General features: G+C 43.0%; 8 protein-coding genes. 1 reads left to right on the forward strand and 7 read right to left on the reverse strand.

The features are described from left to right. Window positions 1-53: 53 nt before the first annotated feature. The 5 genes from PQO05_RS16925 to PQO05_RS16945 form a co-directional block, all read right to left on the reverse strand. Window positions 54-1589, reverse strand: coding sequence for a glycoside hydrolase family 99 protein (locus PQO05_RS16925; RefSeq protein ID WP_273628609.1), 1536 nt, complete (start codon window positions 1587-1589; stop codon window positions 54-56). Between the two features lie 276 nt (window positions 1590-1865). Next, the gene (locus PQO05_RS16930; protein WP_273628610.1) at window positions 1866-5720 is read right to left on the reverse strand and encodes a glycoside hydrolase family 3 N-terminal domain-containing protein; all 3855 of its coding nucleotides are present in this window, start codon (window positions 5718-5720) and stop codon (window positions 1866-1868) included. A gap of 146 nt (window positions 5721-5866) precedes the next feature. Then, window positions 5867-7036 carry a glycoside hydrolase family 99-like domain-containing protein gene (locus tag PQO05_RS16935; protein WP_273628611.1) on the reverse strand — a complete coding sequence of 390 codons (1170 nt, stop codon included), beginning with the start codon at window positions 7034-7036 and terminating at the stop codon, window positions 5867-5869. Between the two features lie 13 nt (window positions 7037-7049). Next, a complete protein-coding gene (locus tag PQO05_RS16940; protein WP_273628612.1) occupies window positions 7050-8789 on the reverse strand; it encodes a SusD/RagB family nutrient-binding outer membrane lipoprotein in 1740 nt (579 codons plus the stop codon). A gap of 7 nt (window positions 8790-8796) precedes the next feature. Then, entirely contained in the window at window positions 8797-12039 is a 3243-nt protein-coding gene (locus PQO05_RS16945) for a SusC/RagA family TonB-linked outer membrane protein (RefSeq protein ID WP_273628613.1), read from the reverse strand. Window positions 12040-12467: 428 nt separating this feature from the next. Between PQO05_RS16945 and PQO05_RS16950 the strand changes: the two genes are divergently transcribed. Further along, window positions 12468-15053 carry an AfsR/SARP family transcriptional regulator gene (locus tag PQO05_RS16950; protein WP_273628614.1) on the forward strand — a complete coding sequence of 862 codons (2586 nt, stop codon included), beginning with the start codon at window positions 12468-12470 and terminating at the stop codon, window positions 15051-15053. Between the two features lie 46 nt (window positions 15054-15099). On the opposite strand, the gene PQO05_RS16955 is transcribed toward PQO05_RS16950, so the two are convergent. Together PQO05_RS16955 and PQO05_RS16960 are read right to left on the reverse strand one after the other, a co-directional pair. Then, window positions 15100-18447 carry a glycoside hydrolase family 2 protein gene (locus PQO05_RS16955; protein ID WP_273628615.1) on the reverse strand — a complete coding sequence of 1116 codons (3348 nt, stop codon included), beginning with the start codon at window positions 18445-18447 and terminating at the stop codon, window positions 15100-15102. 9 nt (window positions 18448-18456) lie between these two features. Beyond that, window positions 18457-19767, reverse strand: a complete 1311-nt coding sequence (locus PQO05_RS16960; RefSeq protein WP_273628616.1) for a glycoside hydrolase family 99 protein — start codon at window positions 19765-19767, stop codon at window positions 18457-18459. Between the last annotated feature and the right edge of the window lie 7 nt (window positions 19768-19774).

Consider the following 19774-nt stretch of genomic DNA (forward strand, 5'->3'; position numbering starts at 1 on the left):
GCGCGAATAATTATTCGCACCCTTTGCTACTATAAATGGTTAATTTTAATGTATTATGGATTGGTTTTGCCACTAACCTGCCCGCTGTTGGTACTCTCACCACCATTGATATAACCTGCCGATATTACATAATAATAAGTAGTATTAGCTGTTAAACCTGTGTTAGTGTAAGTGCCACCTGTAACACCGGCGGCAACCGTAGTATATGGACCACCGCTTACTGTAGCCCGTTTAATATTATAAACCGGCGCATCTGCAACCTGCGACCAGTTGATCTGGATCGAAGAACTGGAAAGCACATGCGGCGTTAAACTTGCAGGTGGTGTTAACACATGCGGTGTAGGGTGCGATGCCGTGTAGGCAATTTGCCCTTTAATCATTTTACCACCATCATTAACCAGGCGCAGATAAAAATCGGACGAAACATGGGTGCCATCTGCATCCAGCGTCAGGAAATAATTGCCTGCCGGGATAGATGAAGCATCTTCGGCACAATTTAAGATACTTGTAGCTTCGTTCATTTCATCAAACATCGAAATATAAACGCTGCTTACATTAGCATTCTTCGCCCCGGCGAATTGCGACCACATAAAATCGCCATGTACCCGCGGGATTTCATTTTTAGGCCTTGAAGCATTAGAGTTGTAGAAAGCAGTACCCGGATAAATATCAGTTTGATAATCGATGTTATGCGCATTGCAATAAGTAAGATCATTGGCATCCATCGTTTGGAAATTGGTGGTAGCGCCAACCCGCCATGGCATCAGCATATCGGCCAGGTTATAGGCAGCCTGGTTTGCCGTATCTGTACTGAAATTGCCCGGTGCCCCAACAATTACATAGCATCCCTGAGATTTAAACCAGTTAATAACATCAGACCATGAGGTAACATTGCCTGGCCTGTTAGCGAAACCAATACCCCAGATACACACTACCGGTTTGCCGTTTTGTTTGGCATAAGCCGATGATGTGGTATGTGCGCTCATGAAGCTGGTCCAATCGGTCTTCATTTCTGTTTGGAAGTTAGTCCAGCCCGAGATGTCATACATGATATAAAACTTGCGCCCGTAAGTTTGCGCTGCATTTTGTACGCGGGTAGCCATGCCATCACGGAAACCTTTGTCGCGCGCGTCTGTGTTTAGCGCACCTCCAAATCTTTGTAAGGCGGCACAGTCAATACCGTTTTGCTGCATCCATAAGAAATGCACATTAACGGTCGATTGGTCGTACGATGAAAACATTTTGGCTGGCTGGCCATTACCCAGATTGCCATTAAAAGCTGCTTGTTGCACACCGGCCTGGTTAAATTTATCGCCTGCGTAGGTGGTGGTATATTGGCGAACATCGGGCCAGCATTCCAGGTTTTGGTGTGTCCAGCTGTTGTATGGAGAGTTATCGCCGGCACAGCCGAACCAACCTTGATAGCCCACGGTTATTTTGCCCACTACATCGCCGGTACCCGATAATAAGGTAGTACTTCCGGTCATTTTTTTAGTTAAAGGATTCACACTTTTTTCGGCCAGGTTACTTTTAGAACAGCCCGAAAATAACAACAGGGCTGATGCCCATAATAACATTTCTTTTCTCATTTTTTAATAATTGGTGATTGTTAATGTTTATGGAGGTTTATTAGCGCGATGACAAAAGCAGGCCAAACCTACGGTGGAACAAACGTTTTTAAATTCATTTTTATAGGTTATTAGGTTTATTAAGGCCACTTGTTGGAGAAACAGAATGACCGTATTTATTACTACCGAATGTAGATGAGGAGTTTAATGGAAGTTTAATAAAAGCTTAATAGTCAGAAAAATACAGAGATATTAAAAAAAGAAAGGCGGACATTTTGCCCGCCTTCTCTTTTCTAATTATAAGCCGATCTTCAAACTTTCGGAATGGCTGCCCTTCTGCCATTCATCTGTGGTTGACCACCTGATGGCATCGAGCGAAACCGTTTGGAGAGTCGGTATCACACCCAGCTTAGTAGCTGTAAACGTAACTTTAAGCTTCACTTTAGCGCCGGGCTTAATACCGTTTAGAGGGATACTCTGTTCACCCGATTTTAGGTCGATGGTTTTAGAATCAATGCTATTACCGCTTTTATCGCCAACTTCAACCGTTACTTTAATATTACTATTTAAAGGAATATTTGCTGATGCTTTCAAGTTGACAAGCATAGCAGTTAGGTCGCGCCAATCAGTAGTTATTTCACCTTTTTGAAAGGCGTTGATACCTTCATCTGCCAATAGCTTAATGCTGCTCTCAGGCAGGCATGAGCGGGTTATTAATACATCATCCATCGTGTATTTACCGTGATTAAAGCGCTGTGCCCCACCAATCATTTCCAATGGACCAGCATAAGGTTTTTGCGCCCCCTGCTGATCGAGTTTACCATTAATATATAGCGAGCCTTGCTCTTTATCCGGATTATAGGTGTAAGCCACATGAACCCATTTACCGGTTTCAGTTTGGGCTTTCCCCTTCACATCACGATCCAGGAAAGAGGAGAATAATTGTTTATTGAAGATCCCTGCTGCGAGGTTAGTCCCGCTTACATCAATATCGGCTCCCATTGGTGCCTGGCCGCCAAATAGCATGGCTTGTCCATCTTCTAAAGCATCGATATTTACCCAGGTAGCAAGCGTAAAAGGTTTCCGGTACAGGTCTAAGCTTCCAGCATTAATAAATGTCTTTTTATCAGCCGTGTAAAAGCCTTTACCTTGCTTGCCATTTGCATATTCGGGTTTACCTTTTACCGGGAGTATAGTGCCTGTAACTTCGTTGCGCACGCCGCCATCAGTTGCATTATCAAAATTCAGATACACCAGTGGATCTTTAAGTCCTAAGCTCACTCCTCCCGGCACAATAATTTGCTGCGGTGCATCGCTGCCAACTTTTAACTGAAAAGCACCCGAGTGCGGAAACGCATAATCAATATTAACATCCCGATGTTCGCCCGGCGAAAGTGTGAGGGATTGACGCGCAACCTCTTTACCATCCGCAGCAATGGTTAGTGTATTTTGATAAGGTTCGCTACCAACGTTGGTAGCTAGTGCTTTGTAATGCAATACGCCATCGTTACCAATAACGGTACGAGCATTAGTCAACTGTAACCTTGCAGGTGATTTTAAGACTTGAATACTGCCCGAGGTTATCTTAGAACCCAAAACCACATTTACATTTTGCTGCCCGCTGTGGTATAAGGTGATATTAAAGGTAAAGCTCTTGGTTTGGCCCGCTGCTATTTCGAAACGATGGGTATCTATTAAGTTTTCACCGTAAATTTTAAGATCGGCAATATCCAGCAGGTTGCCCTCATTTTTAACCGTTACCGTAACCGGGAAGCTTTCGCCGGCATGTGCGGTTGTAGGTATTTTAAGCTGATAGCTAAAATTGGCCTTATAGTTTTTATCTATGTTGAATTCTCCCGAAATACCTTCAGTCGCGTCTTTAAAACCAATCTTCTGTTTTTGATCCGTATTGCCACCCGGAAACTCGGGACTGGCACTACCAATGTGCACCCTGAATTTACCGCTCTCCAATACCCTATCCATACCGGGGTTTAAGATAGATAGTTGATATGGCGTTAATTCAAAATTCACAGTCTGCGTTTCTCCTTTTTTGAGCGAAACCTTCTTCACTCCTTTCAACTGTATCACCGGGGTAATTACCGAAGTAACCATATCAGTAACATATAATTGTACTGCTTCATTACCATCACGGTCGCCTGTATTTTGAATATCTACCGAAATTGATACAAAACCGGGATCATCTTTTTTAGGAGTAATAACCAGGTTACTATACTTAAAGGTAGTGTAGCTTAGTCCATACCCAAAGCGAAACAGTGGCGCAAATGGCATATCATAATAATTATAATTACGACCCGATGGCATATAGTCATACGTTAACGGCAATTGGCCTACATGGCGGGGGAAAGTCATAGGCAATTTCCCCGATGGGTTACGGTCGCCGAAGATCAGATCAGCTGTGGCGTTACCGCCTTCTTCGCCCGGATACCAGGTTTCGAGTATGGCTGGAATATTTTCGGCTTCCCAACTCAGGGTAAAAGGTTTGCCATTTACCAGTACCAATACCACAGGCTTACCTGTAGCCTGAATAGCTTTGATTAACCTGCGTTGCACGCCCGGAATTTCTAAAGTAGCGCCATCCACATTTTCGCCTGTAGTCGGCTTGGATGCATCATGGATATTTTCGCGTACAGATTGATCTCCAACAACTAATACTACAGCATCAGCTTGAGCGGCCATTTGCTTGGCTTCTGCAAAGCCAGAGGTATCCGCCGACAGCACATCGCAGCCATGCGCATATAACACCTTTGTACCCACACTCACATGCGATTTTATACCCTGCAAAACAGTAACCAATTGATTGGCTTCGGGCTTGGCCGAGTAATCACCTATCTGTGCAATATCTGCATTGGGGCCAATTACGGCAATAGTTTTAATATCTTTTTTTAATGGAAGTAACTGTCGATCATTTTTCAGTAACACCGATCCTTGTACGGCTACTTCCCTTGCCAAAGCCTGATGCTCTGGTGTGTTGTAGGCTGGTAATTTATCCCAAACCATATCAGGCGAGCCTGCATTTTCAAATAAACCAAGTTTAAACTTCGCCCTGAAAACCCGGCGAAGGTTATTATCCAGTTCGCTCTCTTTTAGATAACCATCTTGAACCGCTTGCTTCAGCGCTTTCTTAAAAGCTGAGCCACATTCAATATCTACACCCGCACGAATAGCTTCGCGACAGGCCTCTTCTAAATTGCTGACGGTTGATTGTTTGTACAGGAAATTTTCGGGGCCGCTGCAGTCAGAAACCACCATGCCATCGAAACCCCATTCCTCACGTAGTATTTTTTGGAGTAATTCGGTCGAGCCATTGTCGGGTACGGCATTCCATGTGCTATAGGCAGCCATTACGCCACCAACATGTGCTTCTTCTACCGCAGCCCTGAATGGCACGAGGTGGATATTACGCATCATCCTATCTGATAAGCCCACATCATGGCTATCGCGCCCGCCCAATGGTTCGCCGTGACCGGCAAAGTGTTTGGGGACGGCCAACATACCCAGGCTTTGGAATCCATTGATCCAGGCCACGCCCATCCGGCTTACGAGGTAAGGGTCTTCGCCATAGGTTTCTTCTACCCTGCCCCAACGGGCATCGCGTGCTACATCCAGCACCGGCGACCAGGTTACGCGCAGATTTGCGGCTTTACTTTCAACCGCGGTGGCTATACCAATCTTGTTAACTAAATCGGTGTTAAAAGTACTGGCCATAGCTATGGGTTGCGGATAGATAGTTGCCCCGGTTGAATAAGATTGCCCATGCAAGCCTTCAGTTTTTAGCATAGCTGGAATCTTCAAACGTGGAATTGCTTTTGATCCCCAGCTGTCGCTTAGCTCAACAACTTTTTCTTCGAGCGTTAAGCGGGGAAGCAGATCTGTTATCCGCTCTTCAATAGGAACCTTAGGATCGAGGTATTTTGGGATAGCAGCATCCGTTTTAGTTTTCGATACCGTACTAATTGGTTTCTTATTTCCCTTCGTTTTGGCAGCCAGCTCTATTTGTTTATCTACATCGCAATTGCAACCTGTGGTATCAGCATGTAAATGAGCTGCTTTTTTGTTTACATGATGCATTGCAGCAATAGCGTTAACGTACAATACCGCGGTAACTAAAAGCGTATATTTTGTTTTGTTCATAGAGTATAATGGGTTAATACTTCAAAAAAATGCACAACGCTTATTTATTGCTTAATAAAGTATTAACAGGCACATAAATTGGTGACCAAAGCAGATTTTTATTTGCATGAAAAAAGACCGGGCAATTACCCGGTCTTTCATGTTGATTAGTTTACTTTGAAGCCCGTCCTGGTGAGGTCGAGGTAAAGTGTACCATAACTTTGGGTAGGTTCAATCTGCGAATCCACACTAAAGTTGTTAAATGAATCGACGAATATCAGCCTGCTTTTGGAAGCATTGCGTTTAGCCACATTGGTAAATGTTTTATAATAAGCACCATCTGCCGTACGCTGCACACTGAGGTTTGATGAGGTTGGGTTACCAATCTGGTAATTATACCCGGCCATTACACAAGGGATAAATTCCTGTCCCCATGATTCAACAGTTGTTTTCCAGTAAGCAAAGTTTTGATCGCACATCTGTGGGAAAAGGTTAAACCTGTCGATATCACTCGCATAATCAGACATATTGGCCTCATACATCGCATCGGTACAGTTCTGGAAACGATAGAAATAACGCTCTGGCGGCGACCAACGGTTTTGCATCCCTACAATATAAAGCTGGAAACCCATTGCCGATAAATTGCTCCTGAGCTGCGCATATAATGCGGCATTGTTATTTGAGTTCAGATCTTGTGCGTTATTTATTACGATCAGATATTTGCCATTCACCTTTTGGTAATTAGCCTTGGTCATCCAATAGGATAACCTTTTGAAATCGTTATAAAATGCCGCCAGTTTAGTAGCGTTGGACTCAATGGTTACCCCATTACCACTGGTGCCGCCAGAGTTGGTGATGCCTAACAGCCCAATATCAAGACTGTAGGAAACAGCGAAGTTGGTTTTTGATGAGTTAGCTGCATTTAAAAACGACACAATGGTGTTAGAATCGGCTTTGAAACCGGCGTTGTTTAAATTGGGCGATCTTACCGAAAATATAAAGTAATCAATCTTAGCCAATTGCGCATCCGCCACGTGCTGATCCATAATAGCCGGGGTAAGTACCGGTGCTGTAGCTGTACCCAGTGCCGGGAAACCGTTTGAATAAAAATATGGCCCAGGCCCACCAACCGTTGGCTTTTGGGTAACATTGGTATTAAATGATCCAAATTGGTAATAAAATGCACCTACCGTATAATTACTTGTAACCGGTACATCGGGGATCTTATAATCCAGGAAGTTGTCTTCTACAGTTGGTTCCTTCTTTTTGCAGGAGAATGCGCTTGTTAGCGCTAATAACGCCAAACAACCAATTGTATATATATGTCTCTTTTTCATCTTCAGTTTTTTATTAATAGGTTGATAACACGCTGTATTTTATACCTGCGGCGGTAAGGTCTTCTATATTATTACCGTACCATTTCTCTACAAAACTATAGTCGATAAATACTTTAGTTTTGGGCCAGTTAGGATAAGTATAAGCCGGTTCTATTTTTAAAGGAGTGAATACATAATCGCCGGGGCTACCCAGTAATTTCACACCATTAGCATACCCAAGAGGGTTAGTATTAACTTCGCTCTGTACCGGATAAAACCAGCGATCGGGCAGGTTGGCATAATTAGCGCCAACACCTGTAACCCCCGGGTTATTGCCCGGATTGGTATGCGGCGGTAAAATGAGATTATGGGTACGGCGTTGCAAGCACCAGGCATCAAATGCGCCATCATCATAAAAATTTATCCATTCCTGTAACCAGATCTTGGTCATGTTATCGGCCGGAATACTGGTGCTAATAAAGCCCAGATCATAGTTAAAGCCATGGCCAGCTGTGCCCCATTTAATGCCATTTTGAGCTTCATAAGCTGATGCCTGTGCAGGGGTTAACCCCCAGAAAGCAAAGTTGGCATTGATACCTGCATAATAATACTGATCGGCAGTTTGCGAACCTCCCCAGCCTTTCATAACGGCCTCTGCTTTCAGGAAACAAACCTCAGCATAAGTCATCATATAAAACGGACGGGTTGACGCGGTTAACGCAGCAGGCATTGTACTAAAATTAGTAGGTACCGTGGCTCCAATAAATGTCCCACCGGTAAGCCCCCAGTCGGTCAATGCTGTTTGGCTTGGCTGTGTTTTTGGCTGCCCTAAGTGAGGTATAGGGTAAGACACAATATAATGCAAACTGCTTTTGGTACTGGTTAAGGTATCTGTAATATTAAAAGGCGTTGCCGCTTTCTGGAAATAAGCATCAATTCGCGGATCATGATACGAGCGGAAATAAGTAAACACATAATCGCTCATAACCGGCGCTGCGGTTCCTAAAAATGCGGTTCCCTGTACCAGTTGAGTGTAGTAAACAGATTGGCTGCCTGTGGCAGTTCCATAAGCAAATTTGGCATCATCAGCATCAGCAGTCATTAACATGCTTTCGTTAGCCATCACATCCTTAACATGGGTAGCGGCAACATCAGGTAAATTATTTTGTACACGTAAAGCAATACGTAACCTTAACGAATTGGCAAATTTTATCCATTGGGTTAAGTTACCGTTGAAAATTACATCGGGGTTTACTTTATCGCCGTTAACATTTATGGCGGCAGCATCAGCCTTTAAGCGATTGAGGATAGAAGTGTAGATGGTGTTTTCATCATCATACTCCACATCAGGATTGTTTGTTTTGCCTGCATTACTGTAAGGTATAGGGCCATAAGTACCTACCAGGTAAGCGTAAACATAGCATTCCCAAATATCTGTAATAGCAACGCGATTGGTATAGGCTGCATTGCCTACGTACAGTTTTTTCAACTGTTCGGTATTACCCAATACATTAATATACATGGTTTTCCAGGTTCCTTCATCACCACCTAAATAGCGGCCAGCGGGGTCAACAATATGACTGTACTCCCACAGGTAACTAATATTGTTGCTTTCCAGCTTGTTAATGGTATTCAAGAAAACACCGGTTAATATAGACTCGGGAGCAGCCGATGCAAACCTCGAAGGGTCTGTATTTAAGCCCGTAAAATCTTTGGTACATGATACCGTAGTGCAGATAAGCACCAGGGTGATATATATAATAATCTTCTTCATAATCAACTTAGAATGAAAGTTTTAAATCAACACCATAGCTTGCATAGGGTAAGGAACCGCCCATTTCCAATCCTTGTCCGTTTCCTGAAGAAGCGGCGGATTCTGGATCGATACCTTTAGGCGTTTTTTGGAATATGATCCACAGGTTGCGGCCTACAAGCGATACAGATGCAGCTTTGAAAACATGAGGCAACCATCGCTGGTTAAGCTGGTAGCTTAAAATTACCTGGGTAAGCTTTACATAAGAAGCATCATAAGTATACAAATGGCCAATGTGCCCACCTACCTGCTGCCAGTAAGTTTGAGGGGAAATGTAACGGGTATTTGGCGCATTAAGATTGGCTATCATATTGCCGTTAGCATCTAACACCGGTTGGCCGTTAGCATTAAGCAAAGGTGCATATCCCGGAAAGATCGATCCTTTTACACGGGCGGCATCCGGGTACGCCAAGTTGTAGATAGATGTTGTTCCATTTTGTTCGTTTCCATTCTCGCCCAATACACCATCGCTAAACAACCATGCATCGCGGCCTTGTAAGGTCTGAGAAGATATACCTGATGTAAAGTAACGGAAGCTGGTGCCCGAATAAATTGAGCCTCCGATACGGCTTGATACCAGGAAGTTAAAACTCAGCCTTTTATATTTAAATGTAGAACCGAAGGACATTAATGCACTTGGGCTTGCGTTACCCAAAACAGGGTTTATCGTTGTATAATAAGGTACACCCGTGCTTGGGACTATAAGCGCTTTACCATCAGACGAGTAAGCCTGATCTTGTGCGCGTATTACCCCTATCGGTTTTCCAACTTCGGCATAAACACTTCCGGTAACGGCTTGCCCTAACAAAATGGATGATATTCCCGGAGCAAGAGAAAGTACTTTGTTGCGATTTGCAGAGAAGTTATAGATGGCATCCCAGCTAAAATTTTTGCTTCTGATCGGTGTTCCCGATAAAGAAAGTTCAATACCTTTATTTTGTACCGACCCTGCATTTATTATCTGTTGATTAAAGCCAAATTCGGGAGGGGTAAATCCGGTAAGGATCTGGTTAACTGATTTCGACTTATAAACATCGCCATCTAAAGTAATACGGTTATTGAGGAAGTGCAACTCTAACCCTATTTCTGTTGATGTTGTTAACTCCGGTTTAAGGTTGCTGTTCTTCAGCAACTGATCGAAGGTTACGTAGTTAATGCCGTTAAAGCTGCCGCCGTTGCCAAACAACGAGTACAGGTTATATGGGCTGGTATCATTACCTACTTTAGCTATTGATGCTCTTATCTTACCAAAGCTTAAAATAGACGGCGGGATGTTTTTCCACAGTTCGGTAAATACAAAACTGCCGCTAACTGATGGGTAAAAGAAAGAGGCGTTGGCAGCAGGTAAGGTTGATGACCAATCGTTACGGCCGGTAACATCCACAAATACAAAATCCTTGTAACCAACAGATGCTGTGCCATACACAGAGTTAACCTGCGACCTAACGAGCGACTCATTAGCTGTATAAATACTGGTAGTGTTCGAGAGGTTCTTTACATCATGTACTGCAAGTGATGCTGTCCCTGTTTGGGTATTATAATAATTGGTATAACGTAAGTTACCCCCCAGGTTGGCTACGATTGAGAAATCTTTCAGGTGTTTGTTATATAAAAACAAGCCCTCGGTATTCCACACCTTATTATTCTGTTGAAACTCGTTATACGAACCAGGGATATTACTTAAAGATCCTTTCTGAATGAAAGTGTAACGATTGCCCCACAGCAAATCGCCCGATTCCTGCGCCCTGAATTGTAAGTCTTTAAATATTTTAATATAAGCAGTTACCCCACCGATCAGGGTGTTGTGGGTGTCTTTGTTCGAGTTTTCGTTAATATCCCAGTAAGGGTTTTCGATACTGGTATTACCGCCACCAAGTATCGCGTTGCCGTTAGCATCTTTCCATGGGATCAAACTTTCTAATGGAATGCTCAATACCGCGTTGTTAATATAATTTAATGGGTTGGCGGGGTCTTCATTACGATAGGTACGGTTCTTTACCGTTTCCTGGATATACTGTAAGCGGGTTTCTATTCTCAAAAACGGTGCAAACTGCCTGCTGCCAGTTAACTGGAAATTATTTTTGCTAACTACGTTTTGGTTCTGCACCACGTCATTAGCATCTGTTCTGGTATAAGAAATACGGAAAGAGCTCTTGTCGTCGGCATTGGTTAGAGAAACGTTTTGTGTTGATGTACCGCCTACTTTAAACAAACCGGTTACTGCTTCTTCCTGAGGTGAGTAAGTTGACAACAAACCATTATAAGTTAAATATGGTTGCCCTAACATTGGCGAACCCCAGTTACGAGCAGGGCTACCACTTGTGCCCGCCTGTATAACGCCAGAGCCCAACGGACCTACAAGCGTACCATTCATACGGCCACCGGTACCTTCGCCATATATATACTGCAAGTCAGGAAACTGCAGTACACGTGAGGCCATATAGTTACCATTGTAAGAAATGCCCAGGCCCGAATTCTTTTTACCTTTTTTAGTGGTAATCAAAATTGCACCATTAGCCGCGCGCGAGCCATAAAGAGCAGCTGCATTAGGCCCTTTTAAAACCTGGATATTTTCAATATCATCCGGGTTAAGGTCGGCAGCGTTGTTACCGTAATCGAGGTTGCCCACCTGGCCGTTAGAGTCATTGTTATCAATCGGTACACCATCAACCACGTAAAGCGGCTGATTGTTACCGGTGATTGAATTAGCGCCACGTATAACTACACGAGTGGAGCCCGTTGGCTGCCCGCTGGTAATAATCTGCAAGCCTGATACCTTACCATCCAAAAGGTCGCTGATGTTTTGCGAGCGGGCTTCGGTCATGTCATTTACGTTGACACTCTGAATAGCATAACCCAATGATTTCTTTTCGCGGGGGATGTTAAGCGCTGTAACAATAACCTCATCCAGGGTACTGGAGGCGGCCGGTAACATCTTAACATCGGCAGTTGCTTTCCCGGCAATATTAACCTCCTGGGGTTGATAGCCTACGAAAGTAAATACAAGCACATTAACATTACCATTAAGTGTAATGGTGTAATTACCATCCGTATTGGTGGCAATGCGCTGAGTGGTTTGTTTGGCAGTGACTGTAACGCCGGGTAAAGGTTGGCCTTTTTCATCGGTTACCTTGCCCTTTATTACACGGTTCTGTCCCAAACATTGAATCACACTCCATGTAAAAAAAAGCATGAATAAAAGTCTTCTCATGTTTAAGAATTTAAGGTTTAATAATAGGTGTTATTGGTTAAAATATCGGGAGCTAAGTACGCATCGATCCTTAACAGAACCTTAAATGATCCTTAATGAGAAAAATAAAAACGGCCTTTTTATAAATATGAGCGCAGATTTTAAATTAATGTCTCAAAAATGCGGGTAAAATGAAAATATTTTCGGCGTACTTATGTGACCTTAGTGTTAATTGTTGAATGCACAGTTTTACATCTATTTTGATTAAAGCAGGTGGAAACATAAGCAAGCGATGAAAAATTCACATTCCTTATTAAAAAGTGTTGTGGATAGTGTTTTAATATTTATCTTTATTTTGATTATAATTATTACCAGTTATAGCCTTTTCAATTTCATTGAATTTTTAAAACCTATTTTCAATACTGCCTCCTGCGGGGTGATATATTGTCATGAACACGATACGCTTATTATTAGTGTTGTTGCTGCTTAATACCTGTTTGGTACCCGAGAGTTGGGGCCAATCGTATGGTTTGGGATTTTTCAGCCACGATACTGTCCCTGAGAAAAGAACTTCTTTAGATCTGTTTCCACAGAACGGATTACATATAGATAATACTATCAGAATTTCCTTCGAAATGTCGTTCCTGCCCGACCGTGAAGATTATTACGGTTATATTTTTCGACTGATTGAAAACGGGAAAAACAATGTGGACCTTATTTATAACAAGCGCGACCCAAGGCCTGATGAGCCTGGCATAGACCCCAACCACTTTAAATTGGTGATGGGCGACCGCTACTCTAATATCAGTTTCAATATCTCGCAAACCGACCTGGTTAACCATTGGAATAAGTTTACACTTACATTTAATTTCGCGAAAGACGAGTTGACGGTGATGGTGAACAACAATAAATATGTTGAACATAATTTTCATTTTAAGCCCAACCTTTATAAGTTATTTTTCGGCGTTAATAATTTCTCAACTTTTAAAACCAATGATTGCCCTCCGTTTAAATTAAGAGATGTAAAAATTGAGGCCGATAACAGTGCCCCCTATCATTGGGCATTGAATGAAAACCAGGGCAATATTGCGCATGAAGATCATGACAAACTGCAAAGCGAAGTTGTGAATCCATTATGGATGTATTCGCTGCATGCCAAATGGTCTCATCAAAAAAGCTTGAAAATTAATGGGGCCGCCAGTGTTGCTTTTAATCCGCGTACGAGTGAACTGTATATTGTAGGTGCTGATTCTTTAATTACCTTCTCCTTAAAGAAGTATTCTCTGTCGGCTATCGGCTATAATTCTGGTCCGCTTAACCTGGTAAAAAGTAATGAATCAAGCTTTAATCCTTATGATTCAACCTTATATAACTACTATATAGAGAACAAGCAGAAGGAAATTATAAAGTTTGATTTTAAAACCCGGCGATGGAACCAGAAATACAGCATTGCCGACCCGGCAATAGATTTCTGGCAGTCTAATAATTTCTTCCGGTCTGCCGATAACTCGTTATATATATTAGATGGATATGGGCAGTTTAAATATAAAAACACAATAAATCGTTACAGCTTCGATACCCATCAATGGGAAATGGTAAATGCAGGCGGTGCCCACTTTTCGCCACGTTATTTAGCGGCTACAGGTACTACCAATAATGGTGATATTGCTTACATTCTGGGTGGTTACGGTAGCAACAGTGGCCTGCAGGCACTCGGCCCAAAAAACTTTTATGACCTGACGAAGTTCGATGCCAGGACAAAGACCTTCACAAAACTTTATGATTTAAAAGTTAAGAACGAGGATTGGGCTTTTGCCAATTCAATGATTATTGATAAGGATAACAAGCATTTTTATACACTTATTTTCCCTAACCATACTTATAACTCGTACCTGCAATTATTGATAGGTTCGCTGGATAATCCGTCGTTCAAAGTTGTCAACAGCAAGATACCTTACGATTTTTCTGACACGTTTTCGTTTGCCAACATCTATTATAGCGAAGAAAAGAAGGAGTTTATAGCTGTTACCCTACTCCGTACAGTTGAAAATAAAACAACGGTAAATATCTACACGCTGTTGAGCCCGCCCGAACTGCTAATAAGTACCCCTTCAGTAAAATCTACAAGTAAGCTTGTTTATATAGTGCCTTTATTAGTTGCATTATTGTTATCAGCAATTTGGTTCTTGCTAAAAAGGAAACCAAAAGCAGCTGTAGCAGAACCTGTTGCTGAACCAACTCTCGCTGTAGTTCCTTCAGTTTCTTCTCATTTAGCACCAATACAAGAACATGCGACATTTGAAGTCACGGGTAATAGCAGCAGTTTATTCCTTTTCGGCGACCTGCAATTATTTACAGCAGATGGTGAAGAAATCAGCAAGCAATTTACTTCCTTATTAAAGGAACTCTTTTTACTGATATTAGTGTACAGCTTAAAATACGGACGTGGTGTGAGCCCCGAGAAACTGATTGAAATATTGTGGTTCGATAAATCGGAAGAAAGCGCTAAGAATAACCGTTCGGCAAACCTGTCGAAACTTAAAAATATATTACAACAAAGCGGTGGTTTGCAATTGTCAAAAACAACAGGTAAGTGGAAAGTAGAGATTGACCCTAAATTGATGTATGTTGATTATTACCACTTTCTGCAAATTGCTGCCGACCGTAAAAACATCACAAAAGAGAAAATTGATGAACTGATTAATATTACCCAACGTGGTAATTTCCTGGCCAACAATGAGTTCTCGTGGCTCGACGAATTTAAATCGGAAGTGGCCAATCAGATCATTGACATTTGTTTGGAATATGCCGGTAAACTCAAGCAATCAGAAGATCCGGAATTTTTAATCAAACTTGCTAACTGCATTTTCCACTTCGATTCTGTTAATGAAGACGCGATGGTGATTAAATGTAAATCACTGGCTCAGATAGGTAAACACTCATTGGCTAAATCCACATTCGAGCATTTCAATAAAGAGTTTAAGCAACTTTATGGCGAAGAATTCAACAAAGAATTTCACGCTATTGTAGAATAAAAAAGGCCTGTATCGATAATAGATACAGGCCTTTTCTAATTATAGATTACGGTTTTTCGAGTGACGAAACTAACGTCGATAGAAACTCAGGCTGATTACTGGTTAACTGACCAGAGAACTGCCATTTGCCTTCAACCTGGATCAGTTTGATCAGGAAGTGGTTCCAGCCCTGGCGCAAAGGCAACTCTTTAGATTGCGACTTCCCATCGGCATAGCTCCCGGTACGGCTATTATTGATTACCATTTTTCCATTCAGAAAAACCTGTGCAGCATCACTCGCCGCCACCTTCATTTTCACAACCGGGATATTAGGTTCTATCAATAAATCTTCCAGTGATCTTGAACTCGACACCCAGAAACTAAGGTAAGCAACAGCATGGTCCTTGGGTCCGTTGGTTTTTAGCGCTGACAGATCTGCTACCTTATTTTCATTGACTATTGGGCTCCAAACCTTGTCGTTAACAACAACTCCTTCACGCATTTTTTCGCCTTGCGCCGGATCGACAAAATGAGCGGCCTCTCCATCAGTTAGGGACTTGACAGGAAAATTTCCTAAAAACAACTCGCGCACTATTGTACCATCTTTCGATAAGGGTTGATCTGCACTATTTGCTAAATCAATAGGTATACCGGCATTAATTAATAACTGTTTTACCAACTTTTGTGCCTTTGCCAGTTTAGGTGCCGATGGCAGTGTTGTGATGATTAAAGTACCATTGCCAATTTGCTTTTTAATAAGCACTACGCCTGATGGCTTAGCCTCCCGTTCAGAGCGAACGATCATTGCCGTTTTAGCATACTCAGCCTGCTTGTTCCATTTCAGCCAATCGGTATGGTTTACTTCGAGTAACACATTGCTTTGTTTAACCAACGGGCCAACCAATCCACAAGTCACAACCTCGGCTGGCTTTAATTCTGAAAAATACAAATCGGCATTGCTAATACCCGACGTCAAACTGTCTTTTACAACAGGCAGCAAGCCAGAGCCACTACGGTTTGTAATGGATAACGGAGCTGGCAGTAAGGTGTTCAGCTCTTGCAACTTTGTACTGTCTGCTGCCCAAACCCACACTGTGCCTCCATTATGCAGCACCTTATCAATTACCGCTTTACTATTTTCTTTAGGCGGATGTGCCCCATCAACAAAAAGCATTTGTGGAACGGTTCCTTTACCTACCTTATTTAAGGGTACACCTATTTTTTTCAATTCTGCCGAAAGCGTACTACTCTCGCCAGCGATAACATTTAATGATTTAACGGCCGGGCGAGGTTTCGCGACAGCAACAATGAGCTTCTTAGCTACCCATTTATCTTCACCAACAAGCGGTTCGGCACCGGCATCTTTAATGGCTTCAAACAATGGCCAGGTTTCGTAAAGTGGTAATGCAGGATCATAACCTGGATTTAAGGTTGTAGTATACGGACCGAGCCTTTCGGGTTGCACACCTGGCTGGTTTTCTTTAAATGCTGTAAACCAAATCCCGTCGCTTAATTTCGGCGGTCGCATTGTATCCCTCAAACCCAAAGGCAAAGGTTTCAAACCGTACCAAACCATGTTAAATACACTGCGGTAAATAGCATTACGTTTACGCTCGTTAACTAAAATCTGGTACGAATCAGCAGCTACACCTTCCATTCTGCCTAAAAAGGATTCATAAGCACGGTCGCCATTGGTTTCAGCTACTTGTTCGGGCGTACCATAGTAGGCATTGCCGGCCTCGCCTACACCCCAGGGCTTTCCGCTTTTCTGTCCCCGATCCATAGCAGCGGGGCCGCCATAATGCACAATATAATCGGGGAAACGGCCTTCGCCATCATCTTCGCCATCGGCAGAAACCCATGGTCGTGATGGATCAAGCCTCCGGCAAATATCTGCCCAAATGCCGTAATATTTCACCAAAGTATCTTTTACACCCGATGGGTTGTGCATTACATTGGTTACCACTGGCATTACTTCATTTGATACACTCCAGCCAAAAACACTGGGGTGGTTTCTATCCCGAATAACCAATTCTGCAACATGGTTTTTGGTATCAGCCCAATAATGCTGGTCGTCCATTTTAGGGCCACCATCACTGGCCCAAATTGCAGTTTCATCGAGCACTAAAATGCCCATTTCATCGGCTACATCGAGGTAAAAAGATGGATAAGGTTGTGCATGCAAACGCACCGCGTTTAAATTGGCATTACGCATAGCCGTAAACCAGGGCACAGCATACCTACGCGTCATTTGCGGGATACCCATAAAATGCCAGGAGTCGCCTTTCATTACGATAGGCTTTCCATTCAGCAGCACTTTATTGCCTTCAAACGTGATTTCGCGCCAGCCGAACCTTGTATATTTTTGATCGATCGTTTTTCCGTTAATGTTAGTTTTCAAAACTAAGCCATATAAGTTAGGATCATCGGTCGACCAATTCTTTAACCGCCCCTTCACATCTGCCGATAACATAATTTTATTTTCGCCGGGATGCAGTTTAACTTTCACAACAGGAAGAGTAAGCGAAGCATCAGTCGCCAAAGCTGTAACCGGATCAGCATCCTCATCAATAGAATGATTTTTACGGCCAATGCATTGAAACACATCCCCGCCAATAACAGCATCAATAGTTTGGCTATTTTGGTTGATTATAGTTGCTTCCACCTGTAACTTATCTTCACGCAGTTTAGGTTGGATGTAGACATTAGCCGTATAGGTCTGCGGCAATGCTTCAAGGTAAACATCCTGCCATATCCCTGCAATATGCTGCCCCCAGAATGAGCCTGCCTGGTATGTTCTGCGGCCATACTCTCCCCTTTTATCAAAAAGCGAGGCCTTACGGATGCCAACAGCTATTTCATTCTGCGCACCGGGATGGATAAGGTTGGTAACATCAATATCAAACGGCAAAAAGATACCGAAATGATGACCTGCAGATTTACCATTGATTAAAAACTCGGCATCACCGGCAACGGCTTCAAAATGTAAAACTATTCTCTTTCCATCCCATTTTTGAGGCACGATGAAATTGCGCTTCAGCCAGCCCATTTTTATAGTTTCCCATAGTTTGGGATAGCTTGGATAAGTGCGAAAATCGCCGCCCTCGCCGTGATTATCGGCAAAGCTATTCACGTTCCAGGGCGATGGTATACGGATCGGGGTTTTATTCCAACCTTCATTCCTCATTGCCGGTAATTCTGGTGTTGGATCAATACCCTCTTTAAAACCGGCAGGTAACTCAACAGGCTGAAATTGCCATGATCCATTAAGGCATAGATCGTCACGATATGGTTTCTCGGCCGGTTTCACCAGGCTTTCAGATGGTGCAAATGTGCCCGTATATTCCTGGTGCTGGCTATAACCCAGTACAGGAAATAATGCTAAAATCAATCCCGCAAAAAATCTTTTATTCATAGCTAAGTATTAGTTATTCTTTAAATAAGCCGGGATTTGATTCGTATTTTTTTGTCGACCACGAAGAATATCACTCGTACCTTCTGCCAAACGCAAATACCAATCTGAAGGTAAAGTAATCCCGTCTTGGTCTGCCGAAATAAACTTACCATGCACCGGTTTTTGAGCAGCGGTTGGTGCCAGTTTGTACATGGCCGTGCCTTCATCAACCTCATCATACATGGCAATGTAAACCATATTTACACCGGCACTTAACACGTTGTACGATTGATGCCAGTAAAACGCCCCGCCATTGCGCGGGATCTGGTTAAACGGCGATTTGCCATGCCTTAAATTATACCAGGAGAAGCCGGGGAAAATAACGGGGAGGTAATCGATCTTTTTCTGATCGCAATAGGATTTATCGGGCACAATATCATTGTTCATAAAACGATCTGTACTTGCTTCATCGTGATACCGGCCAACCGCCCAAGGACTTAAAACATCCAGTTTGTCATAAACTGCTTTCCACTCGCTGCTGTGTGTTAGCCAGTTATCATTTACCCCGCCCATAATAGTGGCCTGGTATTTTTTGGGTGCGGTGGCATGGAACCAGTTCAATAAGGAATCCGTCTGTGCAGCAGTAGCAAATTTGGTATGATCAAAACCAATACCCCAGATAGCCAGTAGCGGACGGCCTTTATGGTGCAAATAACTTTTGCTTTTGGTAACTTCCAGCGAATCGACCAGTTGTTTCCAGTCGTTCATCAGCTCACTCTTCCAATTTGGTCCAGCACCCGATATGTCATACATGATACAAAACACTCGTTGGTATTTCTCGCTGGCTTTTTTCACGTTCAATACCACCTGGTTAAAATGTTTACGGCCTCCCGGCTGCCTCACATCGGTTACAAAGCGTTGCTCAAAAACGCCATCGAGGTTATGCTCTTTCATCCATTTAAAATGCACATCTACCGTACCATATTTATAGGCCGAGTAAAGCATTGCCTTAGTACCATCAGGATACTTCATATTGGTAGCTTCGGTTACGTATTTAGGGTACTCGCGCATATCCGGCCAAACATCAAAGTTTGCATTGGCCGAATCGGGCGAGCTACGGCCAAACCAGTGTCGCCAAACATGGTTGCCCGAGCCGTCATTGGGGGTAGCCTGCCAACCCTGATAACCAAACATTACTTTTTTATCGAGGGTTGATGGATCGGGGGTATAACCGGCTACCTGACTAAGAACCTGTCTGTTTGCAGGTTCTACTTTCATTTCACTACTAATGAAAGCAATTGCCGATGCCACTAAAATTGAGGTGATTAAACTGTTTTTCATAGGTTGT

The sequence above is a fragment of the Mucilaginibacter jinjuensis genome (assembly GCF_028596025.1).
GTDB classification, from domain to species: Bacteria; Bacteroidota; Bacteroidia; order Sphingobacteriales; family Sphingobacteriaceae; genus Mucilaginibacter; species Mucilaginibacter jinjuensis.

Bases quoted from the DNA above. Each gene is read 5' to 3' on its own strand.
- PQO05_RS16925 (WP_273628609.1), bottom strand. From the start codon at position 1,589: ATGAGAAAAGAAATGTTATTATGGGCATCAGCCCTGTTGTTATTTTCG.
- PQO05_RS16930 (WP_273628610.1), bottom strand. From the start codon at position 5,720: ATGAACAAAACAAAATATACGCTTTTAGTTACCGCGGTATTGTACGTT.
- PQO05_RS16935 (WP_273628611.1), bottom strand. From the start codon at position 7,036: ATGAAAAAGAGACATATATATACAATTGGTTGTTTGGCGTTATTAGCG.
- PQO05_RS16940 (WP_273628612.1), bottom strand. From the start codon at position 8,789: ATGAAGAAGATTATTATATATATCACCCTGGTGCTTATCTGCACTACG.
- PQO05_RS16945 (WP_273628613.1), bottom strand. From the start codon at position 12,039: ATGAGAAGACTTTTATTCATGCTTTTTTTTACATGGAGTGTGATTCAA.
- PQO05_RS16950 (WP_273628614.1), top strand. From the start codon at position 12,468: ATGAACACGATACGCTTATTATTAGTGTTGTTGCTGCTTAATACCTGT.
- PQO05_RS16955 (WP_273628615.1), bottom strand. From the start codon at position 18,447: ATGAATAAAAGATTTTTTGCGGGATTGATTTTAGCATTATTTCCTGTA.
- PQO05_RS16960 (WP_273628616.1), bottom strand. From the start codon at position 19,767: ATGAAAAACAGTTTAATCACCTCAATTTTAGTGGCATCGGCAATTGCT.